The sequence below is a fragment of the Mycobacterium sp. genome (assembly GCF_049608025.1).
Classification (GTDB): Bacteria; Actinomycetota; Actinomycetes; order Mycobacteriales; family Mycobacteriaceae; genus Mycobacterium.
Genome location: NZ_JBMYXC010000011.1, coordinates 1 through 17,360, shown reverse-complemented (window position 1 = coordinate 17,360; position 17,360 = coordinate 1). Strand labels below are relative to the sequence as shown.

Annotated in this window: 15 protein-coding genes; 4 read left to right on the top strand and 11 right to left on the bottom strand. The window is 65.6% G+C overall.

What is annotated here, in order from left to right:
• Nucleotides 1-27: 27 nt before the first annotated feature.
• Nucleotides 28-1,011 carry an NADPH:quinone oxidoreductase family protein gene (locus ACPGXI_RS05925; protein WP_526650796.1) on the bottom strand — a complete coding sequence of 328 codons (984 nt, stop codon included), beginning with the start codon at nt 1,009-1,011 and terminating at the stop codon, nt 28-30.
• A 130-nt stretch (nt 1,012-1,141) separates the two neighbouring features.
• On the opposite strand from ACPGXI_RS05925, the gene ACPGXI_RS05920 reads away from it, so the two are divergent.
• Nucleotides 1,142-2,158 carry an alpha/beta fold hydrolase gene (locus ACPGXI_RS05920; RefSeq protein WP_526650794.1) on the top strand — a complete coding sequence of 339 codons (1,017 nt, stop codon included), beginning with the start codon at nt 1,142-1,144 and terminating at the stop codon, nt 2,156-2,158.
• On the opposite strand, the gene ACPGXI_RS05915 is transcribed toward ACPGXI_RS05920, so the two are convergent.
• On the bottom strand, nt 2,134-3,477 hold the full coding sequence (locus ACPGXI_RS05915) for a flavin monoamine oxidase family protein (protein WP_526650792.1): 1,344 nt from the start codon (nt 3,475-3,477) through the stop codon (nt 2,134-2,136). The two genes, ACPGXI_RS05920 and ACPGXI_RS05915, sit on opposite strands and share 25 nt — an antisense overlap.
• Before the next feature lie 123 nt (nt 3,478-3,600).
• Between ACPGXI_RS05915 and ACPGXI_RS05910 the strand changes: the two genes are divergently transcribed.
• Nucleotides 3,601-4,578, top strand: coding sequence for a TIGR03617 family F420-dependent LLM class oxidoreductase (locus ACPGXI_RS05910; RefSeq protein ID WP_526650790.1), 978 nt, complete (start codon nt 3,601-3,603; stop codon nt 4,576-4,578).
• A 40-nt stretch (nt 4,579-4,618) separates the two neighbouring features.
• Nucleotides 4,619-6,100: a flavin-containing monooxygenase gene (locus tag ACPGXI_RS05905; RefSeq protein WP_526650788.1), complete on the top strand. Its 1,482-nt coding sequence runs from the start codon at nt 4,619-4,621 to the stop codon at nt 6,098-6,100.
• Nucleotides 6,101-6,248: 148 nt separating this feature from the next.
• On the opposite strand, the gene ACPGXI_RS05900 is transcribed toward ACPGXI_RS05905, so the two are convergent.
• Both ACPGXI_RS05900 and ACPGXI_RS05895 read right to left on the bottom strand, forming a co-directional pair.
• Nucleotides 6,249-7,391 carry an Rv3169 family protein gene (locus ACPGXI_RS05900; RefSeq protein ID WP_526650786.1) on the bottom strand — a complete coding sequence of 381 codons (1,143 nt, stop codon included), beginning with the start codon at nt 7,389-7,391 and terminating at the stop codon, nt 6,249-6,251.
• On the bottom strand, nt 7,391-8,530 hold the full coding sequence (locus tag ACPGXI_RS05895; protein ID WP_526650784.1) for a phosphotransferase family protein: 1,140 nt from the start codon (nt 8,528-8,530) through the stop codon (nt 7,391-7,393). The genes ACPGXI_RS05900 and ACPGXI_RS05895 overlap by 1 nt, the downstream gene beginning before the upstream one ends.
• 46 nt (nt 8,531-8,576) lie before the next feature.
• On the opposite strand from ACPGXI_RS05895, the gene ACPGXI_RS05890 reads away from it, so the two are divergent.
• Nucleotides 8,577-9,179 carry a TetR/AcrR family transcriptional regulator C-terminal ligand-binding domain-containing protein gene (locus ACPGXI_RS05890; protein ID WP_526650920.1) on the top strand — a complete coding sequence of 201 codons (603 nt, stop codon included), beginning with the start codon at nt 8,577-8,579 and terminating at the stop codon, nt 9,177-9,179.
• Nucleotides 9,180-9,304: 125 nt separating this feature from the next.
• Here ACPGXI_RS05890 and nuoN read toward each other — a convergent pair whose 3' ends face one another.
• The 7 genes from nuoN to nuoH all read right to left on the bottom strand — a co-directional run bounded on the left by nuoN (nt 9,305) and on the right by nuoH (nt 17,342).
• Nucleotides 9,305-10,897: an NADH-quinone oxidoreductase subunit NuoN gene (gene nuoN / locus ACPGXI_RS05885; RefSeq protein ID WP_526650918.1), complete on the bottom strand. Its 1,593-nt coding sequence runs from the start codon at nt 10,895-10,897 to the stop codon at nt 9,305-9,307.
• Nucleotides 10,898-10,935: 38 nt separating this feature from the next.
• Entirely contained in the window at nt 10,936-12,513 is a 1,578-nt protein-coding gene (locus ACPGXI_RS05880) for an NADH-quinone oxidoreductase subunit M (protein WP_526650782.1), read from the bottom strand.
• Nucleotides 12,510-14,420 carry an NADH-quinone oxidoreductase subunit L gene (gene nuoL, locus ACPGXI_RS05875; protein WP_526650780.1) on the bottom strand — a complete coding sequence of 637 codons (1,911 nt, stop codon included), beginning with the start codon at nt 14,418-14,420 and terminating at the stop codon, nt 12,510-12,512. Before nuoL ends, ACPGXI_RS05880 begins: the two co-directional genes overlap by 4 nt.
• 97 nt (nt 14,421-14,517) lie before the next feature.
• Nucleotides 14,518-14,817 carry an NADH-quinone oxidoreductase subunit NuoK gene (gene nuoK, locus ACPGXI_RS05870; RefSeq protein ID WP_526650778.1) on the bottom strand — a complete coding sequence of 100 codons (300 nt, stop codon included), beginning with the start codon at nt 14,815-14,817 and terminating at the stop codon, nt 14,518-14,520.
• On the bottom strand, nt 14,814-15,599 hold the full coding sequence (locus ACPGXI_RS05865) for an NADH-quinone oxidoreductase subunit J (protein WP_526650776.1): 786 nt from the start codon (nt 15,597-15,599) through the stop codon (nt 14,814-14,816). The genes nuoK and ACPGXI_RS05865 overlap by 4 nt, the downstream gene beginning before the upstream one ends.
• Nucleotides 15,596-16,117, bottom strand: coding sequence for an NADH-quinone oxidoreductase subunit NuoI (gene nuoI / locus ACPGXI_RS05860; RefSeq protein WP_526650774.1), 522 nt, complete (start codon nt 16,115-16,117; stop codon nt 15,596-15,598). Before nuoI ends, ACPGXI_RS05865 begins: the two co-directional genes overlap by 4 nt.
• Complete coding sequence (gene nuoH / locus ACPGXI_RS05855) at nt 16,110-17,342, bottom strand: NADH-quinone oxidoreductase subunit NuoH (RefSeq protein WP_526650916.1); 1,233 nt, start codon at nt 17,340-17,342, stop codon at nt 16,110-16,112. Before nuoH ends, nuoI begins: the two co-directional genes overlap by 8 nt.
• Nucleotides 17,343-17,360 lie beyond the last annotated feature (18 nt).

Here is a 17,360-nt window from a genome sequence, read left to right as displayed (position 1 = left end):
TCGGCCGGCGGGTCAGCCAGTGGCGCGTCACCGTATCGCGACGACGACTTTGCCTTTCGCGGTCCGGTCTTCCAGTGAGGCGATCGCTTCGGCCGCCCGCTCGAGGGGGAACACGACAGGTTGGGGCGCTGACACTGCCCCTGATGCCAGCAGCGGTTCCAACTCGGCCCACTGCTCCTGCAGGTAGCCGGGATGGCTCAGGGTCCAGGACCCCCAGCCGACGCCGACGGCGTCGACGTTGTTGAGTAGCAGCCGGTTCACCTTGATCGTGGGAATCTCACCGCCGGTGAACCCGATGACGAGCAACCGGCCGGCCGGGGCCAGCGAACGCAGCGAATCGGTGAATCTGTCGCCACCGACGGGGTCGACGACGATGTCCACACCCCGGCCGTCGGTCAGTGCTTTCACCGCGTCCTTGAACCCCTCGGCCAGCACCACCTCGGTCGCCCCGGCAGCCCGGGCGACCTCGACCTTGTCCTCGCTGCTGACCACCGCAATCACCCGGGACGCGCCGAACGCGGACGCCAACCGAAGCGTCGAGGTGCCGATACCGCCTGCGGCGCCATGGACGAGCACGGTCTCGCCGTCGCGAAGTCGGCCCCGGTTCCGAAGCGCGAAGTGCACCGTCAGATCGTTGAACAACAGCCCGGCACCGGCCTCGAACGACACCGAATCCGGCAGCTTGAACAGTCTCTCCGGTGGCAGCGCGACGACTTCGGCCATCGCCCCACACAGCATCGTCAGTCCGGCGACCCGGTCGCCCGGCCGAACACCTGCTGCCTCGGGTGCGCTGCGGACCACCCCGGCGATCTCCGCGCCCGGGGTGTAGGGCAGGGCCGGCTTGTACTGATAGAGCCCGCGGGACTGCAACGCATCGGGAAACGCCACTCCCGCGGCGTGTACGTCGACCAGAATTGTGTTCTCCCCGGCAGCGTCCTCGCGCGGTTCGTCGATCTCCACGACCGCTGCAGCCTGCGGTCCCTCGAGTACCGCTAGCTGAATTGCGCGCATCACAGCCTCCCTAAAGTGTTGTCGCGAATAGATCTCACTGCACCGTAGTCGGCCCGCGCGAGTGGTACGCGGCGGTACAGTCTGCTACGCGGCAAAGTCGCCGGAACTAACGAGTGCACAGGGGGAGCGCATGGCACGAGGTGGTAGGGGCCGAGGGAAGGACCTATTCGCCCCGGCCCACGCTCTGCCCGAGGGGCGTGCGGTCGATGTGCGCTCCAAGGACGGCGTGCGCCTGCATGCCGAGGTGTTCGGACCGCCGGACGGATACCCGATCGTCCTTGCCCACGGCATCACCTGCGCGCTGCGGGTCTGGGCCTATCAAATCGCCGACCTCGCCGAGCATTACCGGGTGATCGCCTACGACCACCGTGGTCACGGCCGCAGCTCCGTGCCGCCGCGCCCCAGCGACTACAGCCTGGACTACCTGGCCGCCGACCTCGACGCCGTGCTCGAGGCGACGCTGAAACCCGACGAACGCGCCGTCATCGCGGGGCACTCGATGGGCGGCATCGCGATCACGTCGTGGTCCGAGCGGTGTCCACAGCGCGTCGCGCAGCGTGCTGACGCGGTCGCGCTGATCAACACCACCACCGGTGACCTGCTACGCAACATCAACCTGCTGCCGGTTCCGGCACGGGTGTCCGGCGCGCGGGTCCAGGCGGCGGGGTCGCTGCTGAGGATCTTCGGGTCGGCGCCGCCGGTGCGGGCCGCCGATATTCTGACGCATCGCTTCGTGTCGAGCCTTGCGGTGGGCCGCGAGGCCGACCCCGCCATCAGGGATTTCATTTTCGATTTGTTCAACGGCACCCCGTCGGTCGGGCGGGGGGGCTGGATCCGGGTTCTCGTCGACCACCTGGGTCCGCAGCACATCGGCTTGCAGAATCTCAGCGTCCCGACTCTGGTGATCGGTAGCCACAAAGATCGTCTGCTACCGATGGCCTCGTCCCGCCACATCGCGACCGCCGCGCCGAACCTCGCCAAGTTGGTCGAGCTCCCCGGTGGGCACTGCGCGATTCTCGAGCGGCCTGCCGACGTCAACTCGCAACTGCGATGGTTGGTTGATGCGGTGACCGGCGGGGCCAGCGCAGCGACCGGACAATACGGTGAGCCGACCGAAGGTGATCAGGAGAGTCGCATCAGCTCCTGATGCACCTCGCCGGCTGCCCGAACGCCGGAGCGAACCGCCCCGTCCAGGAAGCCCGTCCACTCGTCGGCGGTCTCGGTGCCCGCCCAGAAGATGGTGTCGACGGGCGCGCGCAGCGACTTCCCGTACCCCGTCCAGGAGCCGGGCGGCACTGCGGCCGTCGGCCCACCGGGGGCGAATTCCTCTGTGCCCCAACAATGATCGAGATAGTCGATGGGCTTCGACGCGGCGTCGCCGAATAGGGCGACGAAACCGGCCAGCGCGACGTCGCGTCGTTGCTGGCTTGTCAGCGGATCGAACATGCGCGCATCGGTGAACCCGAGCAGGATGCCGGGGCCCGCGTCGCCGGGGCTGACGTCGAAGGTGATGAACACCGGCCCCTCGTCGGACAGCGCCGCACCCGAACATCCGTTGTCTCGCCAGAAGGGCCTCTCATACGCCGCGTAGGCCTTGCTCAGGTGGCCCTGTGGCCAGTGCGCTACCAATTCCTGGTGCTCAGGCGGCAGTGGGGGATCGAACTGAATCCCGGAGCGGTGTTCGGGTGGGATCGCGACGACGACCGCCAGTGCGGTGAACTCGTTGTGCCCTGCGGCGACGGTCGTGGTTCCGTCCTGCTGCCGGTGGATGCGTGTCGCCGGCGCGTCCAGCACTACCCGGTCACCGAGTTCGTCGGCCATTCGCTGCGCGATCTGCTGCGTTCCCGCGGGAAAGCGGTCCTGCTGGGCGCCGCCTTCGGTATCGAGCATCCGGCTCAGACCGCCGGCGGCTTTGACGTAGCGCACCGCGTGCAGCATCGAGACCGCGTCGGGTTCGCATCCCCATGTCACCCGGGCCATGATTGCCATCAGGTCGCGCGTAGAGGCGCCCGCGTGCATCGACCGCAGCCACTTGTCGAGCGAGATGCTGTCGAGGTCGGCGGCGATCGGGGAGGTCCACGGTTGCGCGACGGGGACCTTCCTGCTGATGCGATCGAATCGCCACTGGACCCGTGACACGTCGACCAACTCCAGGATCGACAGCCGCGGGATCGTGCTGCGGTAGGAGCGCACCCGGCCACGCCAGCGGATCAGATTCTTGCCGCGGCCGTAGGTCGGCACTGTTTCGCACCCCAGCTCGGCGGCCAGCGCAAGCACCGCATCCTGCGTCGGGCCGACGAACGTCCCGCCGAGATCGACCGGAACTCCGGCCAGGGTTCCGGTGTGAGACCGGCCACCGACCCGGTCGCGGCCTTCGACGACGACGACGTCGTGCCCGAGCCGGACCAACTCGCGCGCCGCCGCGAGTCCGGCGAATCCCGCTCCCACGACAACGACGTCGGCCATGGCTTGATCTCCTCTAAAGTTCGGTCGCGTCCTCGGCACACACAGACACCTAGCTTCGCATTACGCGTACCCAGCCTCGCATTGCGCGCCGAATCCACATTAGGCTCGCAGGTTGTGCGGGTGATGACGGCACTCTTCGGGCCGATAGATGCGGTGGAGCGAGCGCGGGCGCTGCGTGATGCCGGGGCGAGCGGCGTCTTCACCTTCGAGGGCCCACACGACGTGTTCACCCCGCTGACGCTGGCGGCAGGCGTCGGCGGGCTGGATCTGATGACCAACGTCGCGATTGCGTTTCCACGTAACCCAATTCACCTCGCGCACCAGGCCGTCGATCACCAACTGCTCAGTGGTGGCCGGTTCACGCTGGGGCTGGGCACCCAGATCCGAACGCAGATCGAGAAGCGCTACGGCGCCGAATTCGACAAACCGGTGGCGCGGATGGCCGAAATGGTCGGCGCGCTGCGGGCGATCTTCGCCACCTGGACCACCGGGGAGCGGCTGGACTTTCACGGGGAGTTCTACCGGCACACGCTGATGACGCCGACGTTCATCCCCCGGGCTGAGTTCACGCCCCCGCCGATTTTCGTGGGCGCGCTGGGTCCGCGACTGACCCGGATGACAGCCGAGGTCGCCGACGGGCTGCTGGTGATGCCGTTCGGGTCGAAGCGGTTCCTGCGTGAGGTGACGATGCCCAATGTGGACTCGGGGCTGGTGGCGTCCGGCCGCAGCCGGGACGGGTTCGCGGTGGTGCCTGAGATCATCGTCTCGGTGGCCGACCAGGACCCTGGCCACCTGTCCGCCCGGCGCCTGCTGTCGTTCTACGGTTCCACCCCCGCCTATCGGCCGGTGCTTGAGCTGCACGGCTGGGGCGATCTGCAGCCAGAACTCAACGCGATGTCCAAGCAGGGCCGCTGGCAGGACATGGCGCGCCTCATCGACGACGACGTGCTGCACACCATCGCTGCGTGCGGCACGCCGAAGGAGGTGGCCGCCCACATCCGCGATCGGGTGGACGGCATCAGCGACCGGGTCTGTCTGTACCAGCCGGGGCCGATCGCGGTGGATTCGTTGAGCGAGATCATCGACGCGCTGAGCGGCTGAACCCTATCGTGGTAGCTGAGCCGGCTACAGGAGGTTGCGTATGCAGGAGAACCAGCCGGAGTACTCCGACGTTCTGATCATCGGTGCGGGAATCTCCGGAATCGGAGCCGCCTATCGCATCCAGGAGCGCAATCCCCAGCTCAGCTACCGGATTCTTGAGCGCCGTTCCCGGATCGGTGGCACCTGGGACCTGTTCCGCTATCCGGGCATCCGGTCTGACAGCGACATCTTCACGCTGTCGTTCCCGTGGGAGCCCTGGCAGCGCCCCGAGAACATCGCCGATGGTGACCACATCCGCGAGTACCTGGCCACTACGGCACACAAGCACGGTATCGACGAGCACATGCGGTTCGACACCTACGTGAAATCCGCGGAGTGGGATTCGGCGACGGATACCTGGACATTGCAGGCCGAGCAGGACGGCTCAGCGCGCACCTACCGGGCCAGATTCCTGTTCTTCGGCACCGGTTACTACAGCTATGACGATCCTTACCAGCCGGATTTCCCCGGTATCGAACGGTTCGGCGGCGAGGTGGTGCACCCGCAGTTCTGGCCTGAGGACCTGGACTACTCGGGCAAGCGGGTGGTGGTGATCGGCAGCGGGGCCACTGCCATCAGCCTCATCCCGGCATTGGCCGAGAAGGCCTCTCACGTGACGATGCTGCAGCGGTCGCCGACCTACATGATGTCGATGGCGCGAATCGACCCGATGGTCGACTTCATCCGCAAGATTCTGCCGCGCCGGTTGTCCCATTCGGTGGTGCGCTTCCGCAACGCGGCGTTCCACGTGTTGACCTACTTCATGTTCCGCAAGGCGCCGCGGTTCGGCCGCAAGCTCATCCGCAGCCGGACGATCGCCGCGTTACCCGAGGGCTATGACGTCGACCTGCATTTCAAGCCGAAGTACGATCCGTGGGACCAGCGGATGTGCCTCATCCTCGATCACGACCTGTTCAACCAGATCAGTGCGGGGCGGGCCGACGTGGTGACCGACACCATCGACCACGTCGACGCGACGGGCATCGCACTGGCGTCGGGCGCCCGGGTGGACGCCGACGTGATCGTCACCGCGACGGGGTTGCAACTCCAGGCCCTCGGCGGCATCCGCATCGTCGTCGACGGCACCGAGATCACGCCCACTGACCGCTTCGCGTACAAAGAGTTCCTGATCGAGGACGTGCCGAACATGGCGTGGTGCATCGGGTACACGAACGCGTCCTGGACGTTGCGCGCGGATATGACGGCCAAGGCGTTCGCGAAGCTGTTGGCGTACATGGACGCTCGTGGCTATACCCACGCCTACCCGCATCGGGGCGAGGGGCCGATCGACGAAAAGCCGGCCTTTGATTTGCAGGCGGGCTACATCAAGCGGTCGCCGAATGCGCTGCCGAAGTCGGGTACTCATCGGCCGTGGAACGTGCGGCACAATTATGTACTCGACATCATCGACCACCGGTTCGACCGGATCGAGGAGTCGATGGTGTTCGGCAGCGCCCCGGTAGGGGAGTCACGCTCGGCCTGACCGACATTTTCTTCGGTGTCGGTGTCGGTGTCGGTGTCGGTGTCGGTGTCGGTGTCGGTGTCGGGTTAGCCCGTTGCGCGGGAGCGCCATTGCGCGGGGTGCCGTTGCGCGGGAGCGCCATAGCGCCCTTGGGCCGGGAAGCCGTGAGTCAGGGTGCGACGGTGAGCCAGTCGGCGAAGCCCGACGGGTCGTGCCGCCCGAGGGCGCCATGCTCGAACAGTCCCCAGCCCTCGCGCTCGGTCCCGTCGGCGTCGCGACACACCGCGCGACCGACGTGGTCGATAACGCCGAATCCGGAGCGCCCGACGATCGCCGGGTCGTTCATGTCGTAGGTCAGTCGTTCGGTGAAGTTGTCGCCCTTCCACATTCCGTGCAGCCAGTCGGGGTCGCCGCCGTATCCGCCGCCCACGTGGATGGGTACCGCCAGCTTGGACTCCACATCAATATGTAATGGGCTGCCGTCGAATGCGGTTGCATCGATCGTCGCTCCGGTGGGGATACGGGTACCGGACCGGTAGTGGATCTTGATCCGCGGCCATCCCAGTTGCTCGACACGACCGTCTTTCCAGATCCGGGTGCAGTCGTTGAGCGACCGGAATCCACTCGCGTCCTCCTGGATGATCACCACGATCCCGAAATCGTCGAATGCCATGGGCACATAGAGCCACCACATGCCTTCGAAGGGAGGGTCGTCGGGCCGGCCCGCGGGTTCGGCCTCGCCGACCGGCCGGATGCCCCAGGACCGGTCGCGGGTGCCGATCCAGCGGGTGGGGTCGACCGCCACGTCTTCGCCGTCGATCGACAGTTGGCCGCTCCAACTGCCCACCTGCGCGAACCGTTGCGCGTCCAGGGTGACCCGGTTTCCCCTGCGCATGACGTGGGGCTGCTCCTGGACGACGTCAAAGAGCCCTTCAAACGTGAGATCTGCTGCGATTCCGTCGGTTTCGTCGAGCACAATGCGGAGTTTGCGTAGCGGTTCGACGACTTCGATGCGGTATGCGCCGACATGCTGATTGAGCCTGTCCTGGTCGATCGCTCCGGACAGGTGTACCGCGGTCTGCGTATCACCACTTCGGCCGAATCTGCCGTTGCCGCGGCGGGATACGAGCAGAAACGCGTCTTTCACCCCGAGGTTCGGGTAGTAGCCCATGCCGGTGATGACGAAGATGTCCCCGGTGCGGTCATGGGCGTTGTAGTACGACCGGTCGTAGAAGTTCCGGTCCGAGGAGCCGGGCCAGGCGATGGGCTGGGGCATCTGGTGGACCGGATATTCGTCTATGGGTCCAAGCATCAGTTCGTCTCTCCGATCAGTCTTTTCAGCAGTGGGGCATGGTAGAAGAGGGTTTCGATGTCGTCCGGCTTCTCGATCTCACCGAAGCGCACGCGACGTGCCCCGGTGCGCATGAACACGCAGCACCAGATGACACCTGAGTACACGTAGAACCACTCGAGGTCGCCGACCTCGATGCCGGCCAGTTCCCGGTAGGTGGCTCGCACGTCATCCTCATGCAGGAAGTCGGGCATACCCGGCAGCCCAGCCAAGTTGGTCAACTCCTGGAAGACCATGTGCGCGAATATGATCCACGCCACATCGAATTCCCGGGGCCCGACGGTGGCCATCTCCCAGTCCAGCACGGCGGCCGGCGTGAATCCTTGGTAAATGACGTTGCCGATGCGAGCGTCACCCCACACCAGGACGGGTTCGGCGGCGGCGATGTCGGCCGGGAAGCGGTGCTCCAGCCAGGCCAGGGCTGCTTCGACCAGCGGTGAGCGGCCGATGTCGGGGACGCTGAACTCATACCAGCTCTTCAGCCAGCCGAAGTGGCGGTGCAATGCGGTCTCGCCGGGGGGATCGACATCCTGAAGGAATCCGAAGGTCTGCTGCGCGTCGGGAATCGAGTGCAGCTTGGCGAGTACTTCGATGGTGCTGTCCTGTAACTGGCGCTGCTGTTCGACCGGGGCGTCGTAGAGCCAGTTGTCGCCGAAGGTGTAGGGCATCACGTCGGGCGGGACCCGTCCATCGACGCGATCCATCAGAAAGAAGGGCCGACCCAGCACCTCGCCGGTGGACTCAAGCCAGCGAACGCGCGGCACGGCGACGTCGGACAACTCGGCGACCAGGCGTATCAGCTCGTGTTGGTGGTCGAGGCGGTAGTGCTCGAACACCGGCACGTCGGCCTCGGTGGGAGCCACCCGGGCCACCCAGTGTTGTTCGACCGGATTTTCGCCGCGCAGCCAGCGCCCGGACAGCAGGATCGTCTCTGAGGACATGCCGTTGGAGTCGACCCCGTTTTCCACGGCGATCTCGGGTGTGCTCCCGTCGACCAGAAGCGCAGACAGCCAGTTCGACAGGCGTTCAGGAACATTCGCCATGTCACGACTGGAGCGCTGCAGCCGTCCCACGTCGCCGACGGCTGGTTCATTGGTCACGAACTGATCCTTTCCGGCTCACAGTTACGCTACCATGAGTAGCGTTATGAAAACAGAAGTGTTTCCCGTTGACAAGGCCCCTAGTGCCGGACGGCCGAGGGACCCGCGCATCGACGCCGCCATTCTGCGAGCGACCGCGGACCTGCTCGTCGAAACTGGGTATTCGAATGTCACGATGTCAGCGGTCGCCGAGCGCGCCGGAACCACCAAGACCGCGCTGTATCGCCGATGGTCGAGCAAGGCCGAGCTCGTTCACGAAGCAGCGTTCCCGAATACGCCGACGGCCATCCAGGCACCGCCAGGGGATATCGCAGCCGACCTGCGGGCGATGATCGAGGCGACGCGCGACATCTTCACCAGTTCTGTGGTTCGGGCGGCGCTGCCGGGGCTGCTGGCCGATATGTCGGCGGACAGCGACCTCCGCGAGCGGGTCACCGCCCGCTTCGGCGACCTGTTCGGTGCGGTGCGCGATCGGCTGTGGGGCGCGATCGATCGGGGAGAAGTGCGGGCGGGCGTTGACCCCGATCGGCTCGTCGACCTGATCGGCGGTGCCACGTTGCTGGCGCTCCTGCAAGCGCCCGACGACCTCGCGAAATCGGCGTGGGTGGACAGTACCGCGGCAATACTGCTGCACGGCATAGCGACCTAGCTGCCCGCCCTCTGCACCGCGAGCGCGCGTGTCTGCACACCGCCGCGCCGCTAGCGGTGGCATTTTGGGCACGCTCGGCCAGACTTGAGGGTGCTGAACTGCTCGAGGATGCTGAACTGGCGGTATCAGAGGAACCGGGCTGCTGAGTTGACCAGGTCCAGCAAGGGTTGCGGAAGCGCTCCGAGCGCGAAGGTGACGGCGGCGGTGACGGTGACGACCGCAGTCGTCAGCGCGCTGGGGACCACCACGACCGGGGCATCATCGGGACGTTCGGTGAAGAACATCAACACGATCACCCGGACGTAGAAGTACGCCGCGATCGCGCTGGCGATCACACCGACCACGACCAGTGGAATCGCACCCCCTTCGCCGGCGGCTTTGAAGACCGCGAACTTGCCGACGAAGCCGCTGGTCAACGGGATGCCTGCGAATGCCAGCAGAAAGAGCGAAAAGACTGTGCCGACAACAGGATAACGCTTACCCAGGCCAGCCCATTGCGCTATCGCGGTCGCTTCGCCACCGGCGGCGTCGCGGACCAGACTCACCACCGCGAACGCGCCCACCGTGGAGAAGCCGTAAGCGAACAGATAGAACAGCGTCGATGACAGGCCGGCTTCGTTCCCGGCGATCACACCGATCAGGATGAAACCGGTATGGGCCACCGCCGAATATCCCAGCATGCGCTTGACGTCGGTCTGGGTGACCGCGGTGATCGTGCCGACCACCATCGTCAGGATCGCGATCGCCCACAGCACGGGGCGCCAATCCGCATGCAGTTCGGGCAGTGCGACGTAGAAGAGACGCAGCATCGCGCCGAATGCGGCGATCTTGGTGGCCGCGGACATGAATGCCGTGATCGGGGTCGGGGCCCCCTGATAGACGTCGGGAATCCACGAATGGAACGGCACGGCGCCGACTTTGAACAGCACACCGGCCAGCAGCAGGCCGGTCCCGATGAGGGCCAGCGACGGCTTGCCGGCATCCGCCGCCACCGCCTCGGCGATGCCGTCCAGCGTGAGGGTGCCCGCATAGCCGTACAGCATGGCCGCGCCATAGAGGAAGAATGCCGATGAGAACGCGCCCAGCAGAAAGTACTTCAGCGCTGACTCCTGCGAGAGCAATCGCCGCCGTCGTGCGAGCCCGCACAGCAGGTACAACGGGAGCGACAGCACCTCCAGTGCGATGAACATCGTCAGCAGGTCGTTGGCCGCGGGGAAAATCAGCATGCCGCCCACCGCGAACAACGTCAGCGGGAAGACCTCGGTCTGGACGACGCCCGACTTGGTGGCCAATCGCTCGTCGACACTTCCGACTACCGCTGAGGCCTGCGCGGTGAAGGCGTCCAGGCCGGCCCTCTCCTCGGAGTCTCCGTCGGCCGATGAGCCCCGGCCCGATATCGTGATCCGGCGCTCGCCGATGAGCAGGATTCCAAGCACCGCGACGAGCAGGATGGTGCCCTGCAGGAAGAGCGCCGGCCTGTCGATGGCCACCGCTCCCATCATGGCGCTGGAACCGTTGCTGCCGTGCAGATCTCGAGCGATGATCACGACGGCCGCGAATGCCCCGACCAGCGCGGTGAGGCTGAGCGCCACTTGGGTGACGTAGCGCTGCCGACGGGGGAGGAACGCCTCGACGAGGACCCCGAGAACGGCCGCGCCGAGCACGATGAGCATGGGTGATATCAGTCCGTACTCGACAGATGGCGTTGGCAGGGGCATGGCCATATTCATCGTGCCGGGAATCATCGTGCCGGGATTCATCGCGCCGGGCCTTCCGCCATCCGGGGTGCCGGGTCGGTCTGGTTGATCGTCGTGAGCGTGTGGTCGACCGCGGGGTTGATCACGTCGAGTGCGGGCTTGGGATACACCCCGAGCACCAGCAGCAGCGCGATGAGCGGAGCGACGACGGCGATCTCGCGTGGCACCAGGTCCAATATCTTGCCCTCACCCTCGGCCAACTCATCCGGCACGGGGCCCGTCATCATCCGTTGGTAGGTCCACAAGATGTAGATCGCGGAGAGCACCAGGGCACTGGCAGCGAGCACGGCAAAGGCCGGGTAGCGGGTGAATGTGCCGATGAGGACAAGGAATTCACTGATGAACGGCGCGAGTCCGGGCAGCGACAGCGTCGCCAGTCCAGCCACCAGGAAAGTTCCTGCCAGCACCGGGGCCACCTTCTGCACGCCACCGTAGGCGCTGATGAGGCGAGATCCTCGCCGGGACACCAGGAACCCGGCGATCAGGAATAGCGCCGCCGTCGAGATGCCGTGGTTGACCATATACAGCGTCGACCCGGACTGACCCTGGCTGGTCATCACGAAGATGCCCAGGATGATGAAGCCGAAGTGCGAGATGGAGGTGTAGGCAATCAGCCGCATGACGTCTGTCTGGCCGATCGCGACTACGGCACCGTAGACGATCCCGATTACCGCCAGCGTGATGATCAACGGGCTGAAGTAGGCAGCGGAGTCGGGGAATAGCTGCAGGCAGTATCGGAGCATGGCGAAGGTACCGACCTTGTCCACGACCGCCATCATCAGCACCGCACTGGCCGGCGTCGCTTCGACAGCCGAGTCGGGCAGCCAACGGTGCAGCGGCCACAGTGGCGCCTTGACGGCGAAGGCGAACATGAACCCGCCGAAGATCAGATGCATCACCATCGGGTTCACCACGAACTCGCCGGATGCCACCGCGGCGACGATCTCGCGGAAGTCGAACGTCCCCGCCGCGAAGGCGTCGCTCTGTGCGGTCACCACGTACAGACCGACGACTGCGGCGAGCATGATCAAGCCGCCGAAGAGGTTGTACAGCAGGAACTTCACCGCCGCGGCGCTTCGCTGTGCGCCGCCGAACCCACCGATCAGGAAGTACATCGGGATCAGCATGGCCTCGAAGAAGACGTAGAACAGCAGGATGTCCAGCGAAACCAGCGAGATGAGCACCATGCCCTCGACCGCCAGCGTCAGCGCGAAGTAGATGTGCACCGAACGGCCACCCCAGCTGAGGCGATCGCGCGCATCGTTCCAGCCGGCGACGATCAACAGGGGCACCAGGACCGCGGTGAGAACGATCAGGGCTAACGCGATGCCGTCGATGCCGAGGATGTAGCCGGTACCGAAAGACGGGATCCACGTGTGGGACTCGACGAACTGGAACTGCTCACCGGAGGGGTCGAAGCCGACGGCCAGCACGGCTGTGACGGCCAGGACCGCCAATGCCACGGCCAGCGCCACCCACTTCGCCAGGGTGCGCATGGTGGCAGGCAGCAGCATCACCAGCACTGCGCCGACCATGGGCACTGCCCACAGCACGGTCAGCCAAGGAAACGAGGTCACCACTGGTTCACCGCCAGGATCAGCGCGACGAGGAGGACCGTGCCGACCAGCATCGCCAGGGCGTAGGACCGCGCGAAACCGGTTTGCAGCCGCGCCAACCTGCCGGAAAAGCGCCCGACGAGGGCTGCCAGCCCGCTTCCCGCACCGTCTACCGCTTCGTCGTCGATCTCCACCAGCCCCTGGGTGATGAGCATTCCGGGCTGCATCAGCACCTTTTCGTTGAACGCGTCGCCATAGAGGTCGTGGCGAGCCGCCACGGTCAGCACCGACCCGGCGGGCACCTGTTCGGGAACCGGCCGAACCCCGTACATGCGGTAGGCCACAACGATGCCGACCGCGACGACGGACAGCACGATCACCGTCACCACCCAAACCGGCAGCACGTGGTGGATCTCATGCGAGCCGACCACCGGTTCCAGCCAGTGCTCGAGCGTGCCGCCGATCGCCAGGGCGCCACCGGCGGTCACCGAGCCCACGGCGAGCAGGATCATCGGCCAAGTCATCACCGCCGGCGACTCATGGGGGTTTGCCCTGGGTCGTCCTCCCGTCGCTTCGCTCGCTCCATCGGCCCAGCGCTTCGGCCCGAAGAACGTCATGAGCATCACCCGCGTCATATAGAACGCGGTGATACCTGCGCCCAGAATCGTTGCCCCGCCCAGGATCACGCCCTTGATACCGCCTGCACCCAGAGCCGCTTCGATGATCCCGTCCTTGGAGAAGAAGCCGGCCAGTGGCGGCACGCCGATGATCGCCAGATAGCCCAGACCGAACGTCGCGAAGGTCACTGGCAGCGCCTTGCGCAGCCCGCCGTAGCGGCGCATGTCCACCTCGTCGTCCATTGCGTGCATCACCGAACCGGCTCCCAGGAAAAGGCCGGCCTTGAAGAATCCGTGCGTCAGCAGGTGCATGATCGCGAACGCGTAGCCGGCGGGCCCCAGCCCGGCAGCGAGCACCATGTAACCGATCTGGCTCATCGTCGAGGCGGCCAGCGCCTTCTTGATGTCGTCCTTCGCGCAGCCTATGACAGCACCGAACAGCAGCGTGACCGCGCCCACGACCACGACGGCAGTCTGTGCGTGCGGGGCCAGGTCGAACACCGGTCCCGAACGCACGATCAGATACACACCCGCGGTGACCATGGTGGCCGCGTGGATCAGTGCCGAGACCGGTGTCGGGCCTTCCATCGCGTCGCCCAGCCAAGATTGCAGCGGAACCTGAGCGGACTTGCCGCAGGCAGCCAGCAGCAGCATCAACCCGATCGCGGTCAAGGTTGCCTCGGTGAGCGCCGGTGCGGCGCCGAAAACCGTGGCGAATGAGACCGATCCGACGGCGGCGAACATGATCATCAGCGCAATCGCCAGACCGACGTCACCGACCCGGTTGACAACGAACGCCTTCTTGGCCGCCGTCGCGGCTGACGGCTTGTGTGACCAGAATCCGATGAGCAGATACGAAGCCAGGCCGACGCCTTCCCAACCCATGTACAGGCCGAGGTAGTTGTCGGCGAGGACGAGCAGCAGCATCGCAGCGAGAAAAAGGTTGAGGTAGCCAAAAAAACGTCTTCGGCCTTCGTCCTCTTTCATGTAGCCGATCGAGTAGACGTGGATCAACGATCCGACACCGGTGATGAGCAGCACAAAGCACATCGAAAGTTGGTCGAGTTGCAGGCCGAAGTCCACGCGTAGTTCGCCGACCGGAACCCAGGAGAACAGCGTCTCGTGGGTTGACCTGCTGCCGGCGTCCCGGCCGAGCATGTCGACGAACAGCACCGCGCCGCAGGCGAACGACGCGATCGCGGCCAGCGTACCCAGTAGGTGCCCCCACGGGTCGGAGCGCCGGCCCGCCAACAGCAGGACCACCGCGCTCGCCAGCGGGAGCGCAATCACCAGCCACACAGGTAGTGTCATCGGCGCCTCAGGTCCGTCTCGTCATCGGCCAAGCGCTCACTGGTGTTTCCTCTTCTTCGCGCAGGTTCTTCGCGCAGGTTCTTCGCGCAGGCGCTCATCAGTGCTTCAACAGACTGGCATCGTCGACGCTGGCAGAGCGGCGACTCCGGAAGATGGTCATGATGATGGCCAGACCGATCACCACCTCGCACGCGGCGACGACCATGGTGAAGAACGCCACCACCTGGCCGTCGAGATGCCCGTGCATGCGGGAGAACGCGACGAAGGCCAGGTTCGCGGCGTTCAGCATCAGCTCGACGCACATGAACATGACGAGTGCGTTGCGGCGCAGCAACACTCCGGCAGCGCCGATGGTGAACAGCAGAGCGGAGAGATACAGGTAATTGTCGGGGTTCACCGGCCCTCACCGTCTGCTTCCCCGTCTTGGTCTTCGGGCATCGCACGCAGCTGCAGGATCGCGCTGACCGACAGTTCGGAGGCCGAGCCGTCGGGTAGCCGGGCCGGCACGTCGACGGCGTTGTGTCGTGCGTAGACGCCAGGATTGGGCAGGGTGGTCGGGTGCCCCCCCGGGGCGAAACGCTCGGCGGCCAGTTCGCGCTGACTCTTGCGGCGCTCGAGGCGCTCCCGGTGGGCCAGCAGCATCGCACCCAGTGTGGCGGTGATCAACAGCGCTCCGGTCAGCTCGAAGGCCCACAGGTACTTGGTGAAGATCAGCGCGGCCAGCCCTTCGACGTTGCCGTTCGCATTCGCCTCGGTCAATCCGACGAACCCGGTCGCCGCGACGTTGCCGATACCGGCGATCAACAGGATGCCGAATGCCAATCCCGCACCGATCGCCGCAAAACGTTGTCCGCGAAGAGATTCCTTGAGGGACTCCGAGGAGTCGACACCGATCAGCATCAGCACGAAGAGGAAGAGCATCATCACCGCGCCGGTGTACACCACGACTTGGGCGACCCCGAGAAATGGCGCATCCTGGGCTATGTAGAGCACCGCCAGTGCGATCATCGTGAGGGCGAGCGAAATCGCCGAATAGACCGCCTTCGGCGCGGCGACCACGCCGATGGCACCGGCCACCGACGCCACCGCCAGTATCCAGAACAGGACGGCTTCGTTGGTGCTGGTGTATCCGGCCGAACCGGTAGACGCCGCGAGCGCGGCGACGAACGCGGTGCTCACTGGGCCTCCCCGGGCGCAGTGATGTTGCCGCGGTAGTAGTCCTCATCGGTGCTGCCCGGCGCCATCGGGTGCGGAGGTTGCTCCATACCCGGCTGCATTGGTGCCAGCAGGTTGTCCTTGCCCAGGATGAGATCGGCACGATTGTCGTCGGCCATCTCGTAATCGGTGGTCATCGTCAGTGCCCGAGTCGGGCACGCCTCGATGCACAGCCCGCATCCGATGCAGCGCAGGTAATTGATCTGGTAGACGCGGCCGTAGCGTTCGCCGGGCGAATACCGTTCAGCCTCGGTGTTGTCGGCACCTTCGACGAAGATCGCGTCGGCGGGGCAGGCCCACGCGCACAATTCGCAGCCGATGCACTTTTCCAGGCCGTCTGGATAACGGTTGAGTTGGTGACGGCCGTGGTAGCGCGGGGCGACGGGTCCGGGCTTCTCGGGATACTCCTCGGTGACGGGCTTCTTGAACATGGATCCGAAGGTGACACCGAAACCGGCGATGGCATCGAGGAATTTAGGCATCTGCTGGCTCCTTGTCCGGCATCGGAGGCACTGGGAAGGCGCCGGCTCCTACCGGATCGACGGGTTGTTCGGGGGTCCTGCTCGGGTTCCGGGTGCGCAGCGTTCGCCACAGGAGCGCCACCGTCGCCAGTGCTACGGCAATGCCCGCGGCGATCAGCGCGGTGGCCCACCCCTGGTAGCCGTAGTCGCGCAGGATGCGGGTGGCCGCGACGATCATCGTCCAGCCCAACGACACCGGGATGAGGACCTTCCATCCCAGCCTCATGAACTGGTCGTAGCGCAGTCTGGGCAGCGTGGCCCGCAGCCACATGAACAGAAACAGGAACAACCACACCTTGGCGGTGAACCACAGCAGCGGCCACCAACCGGCGTTGGCGCCGTCGATGATGCTGATCGGCCACGGCGCCTGCCAACCTCCCAGGAACAGCGTCGCCGCCAGCGCCGACACCGTGGTCATGTTGACGTACTCGGCGAGCATGAACATCGCAAACTTCAGCGACGAGTACTCGGTGTGGAAACCGCCGACCAGTTCGCCCTCGGCCTCGGGCAGATCAAAAGGCGCACGATTGGTTTCGCCGACCATCGAGGTCACGTACACCAGAAAGGACGGCAATAGCAGGAAGACAAACCAGGTGTGGTTCTGGGCGGCGACGATTCCCGACGTCGACATCGTCCCCGAGTAGATGAACACCGCGACGAACGACAGCGCCATCGCGATCTCGTAAGAGACCACCTGTGCCGAGGACCGCAACCCGCCGAGCAGAGGGTAGACCGACCCTGATGCCCAGCCGGCCAGCACGATCCCGTACACACCGATCGAGGTGACCGCGAGAATGTAGAGCACCGCCACGGGCAGGTCGGTCAGCTGCAGCGGAGTTCGGTGGCCGAACACCGAGACTTCGCCGCCCATCGGAATGACAGCGAACGCCATGAACGCCGGTATCACCGCGATCACCGGTGCGGCAAGATAGATCCACTTGTCCACCCCGGCCGGGATCAGCCCCTCCTTGAGTGCGAGCTTGATGCCGTCGGCCAGCGATTGCAGCAGCCCGCGCGGACCGACCCGGTTGGGCCCGAGCCGCAACTGCATGCGGCCCAATATTTTTCGCTCGAACAGGATCGCCGTGAGCACCGTCAGCAGCAGGAACACGAAGACGCCGAGAGCCTTGGCGAGCATCAGCCACCACGGATCATGGCCGAACAATGTCGGATCGGGGTGGCTCACGGGTTGCCCCGTCCGATC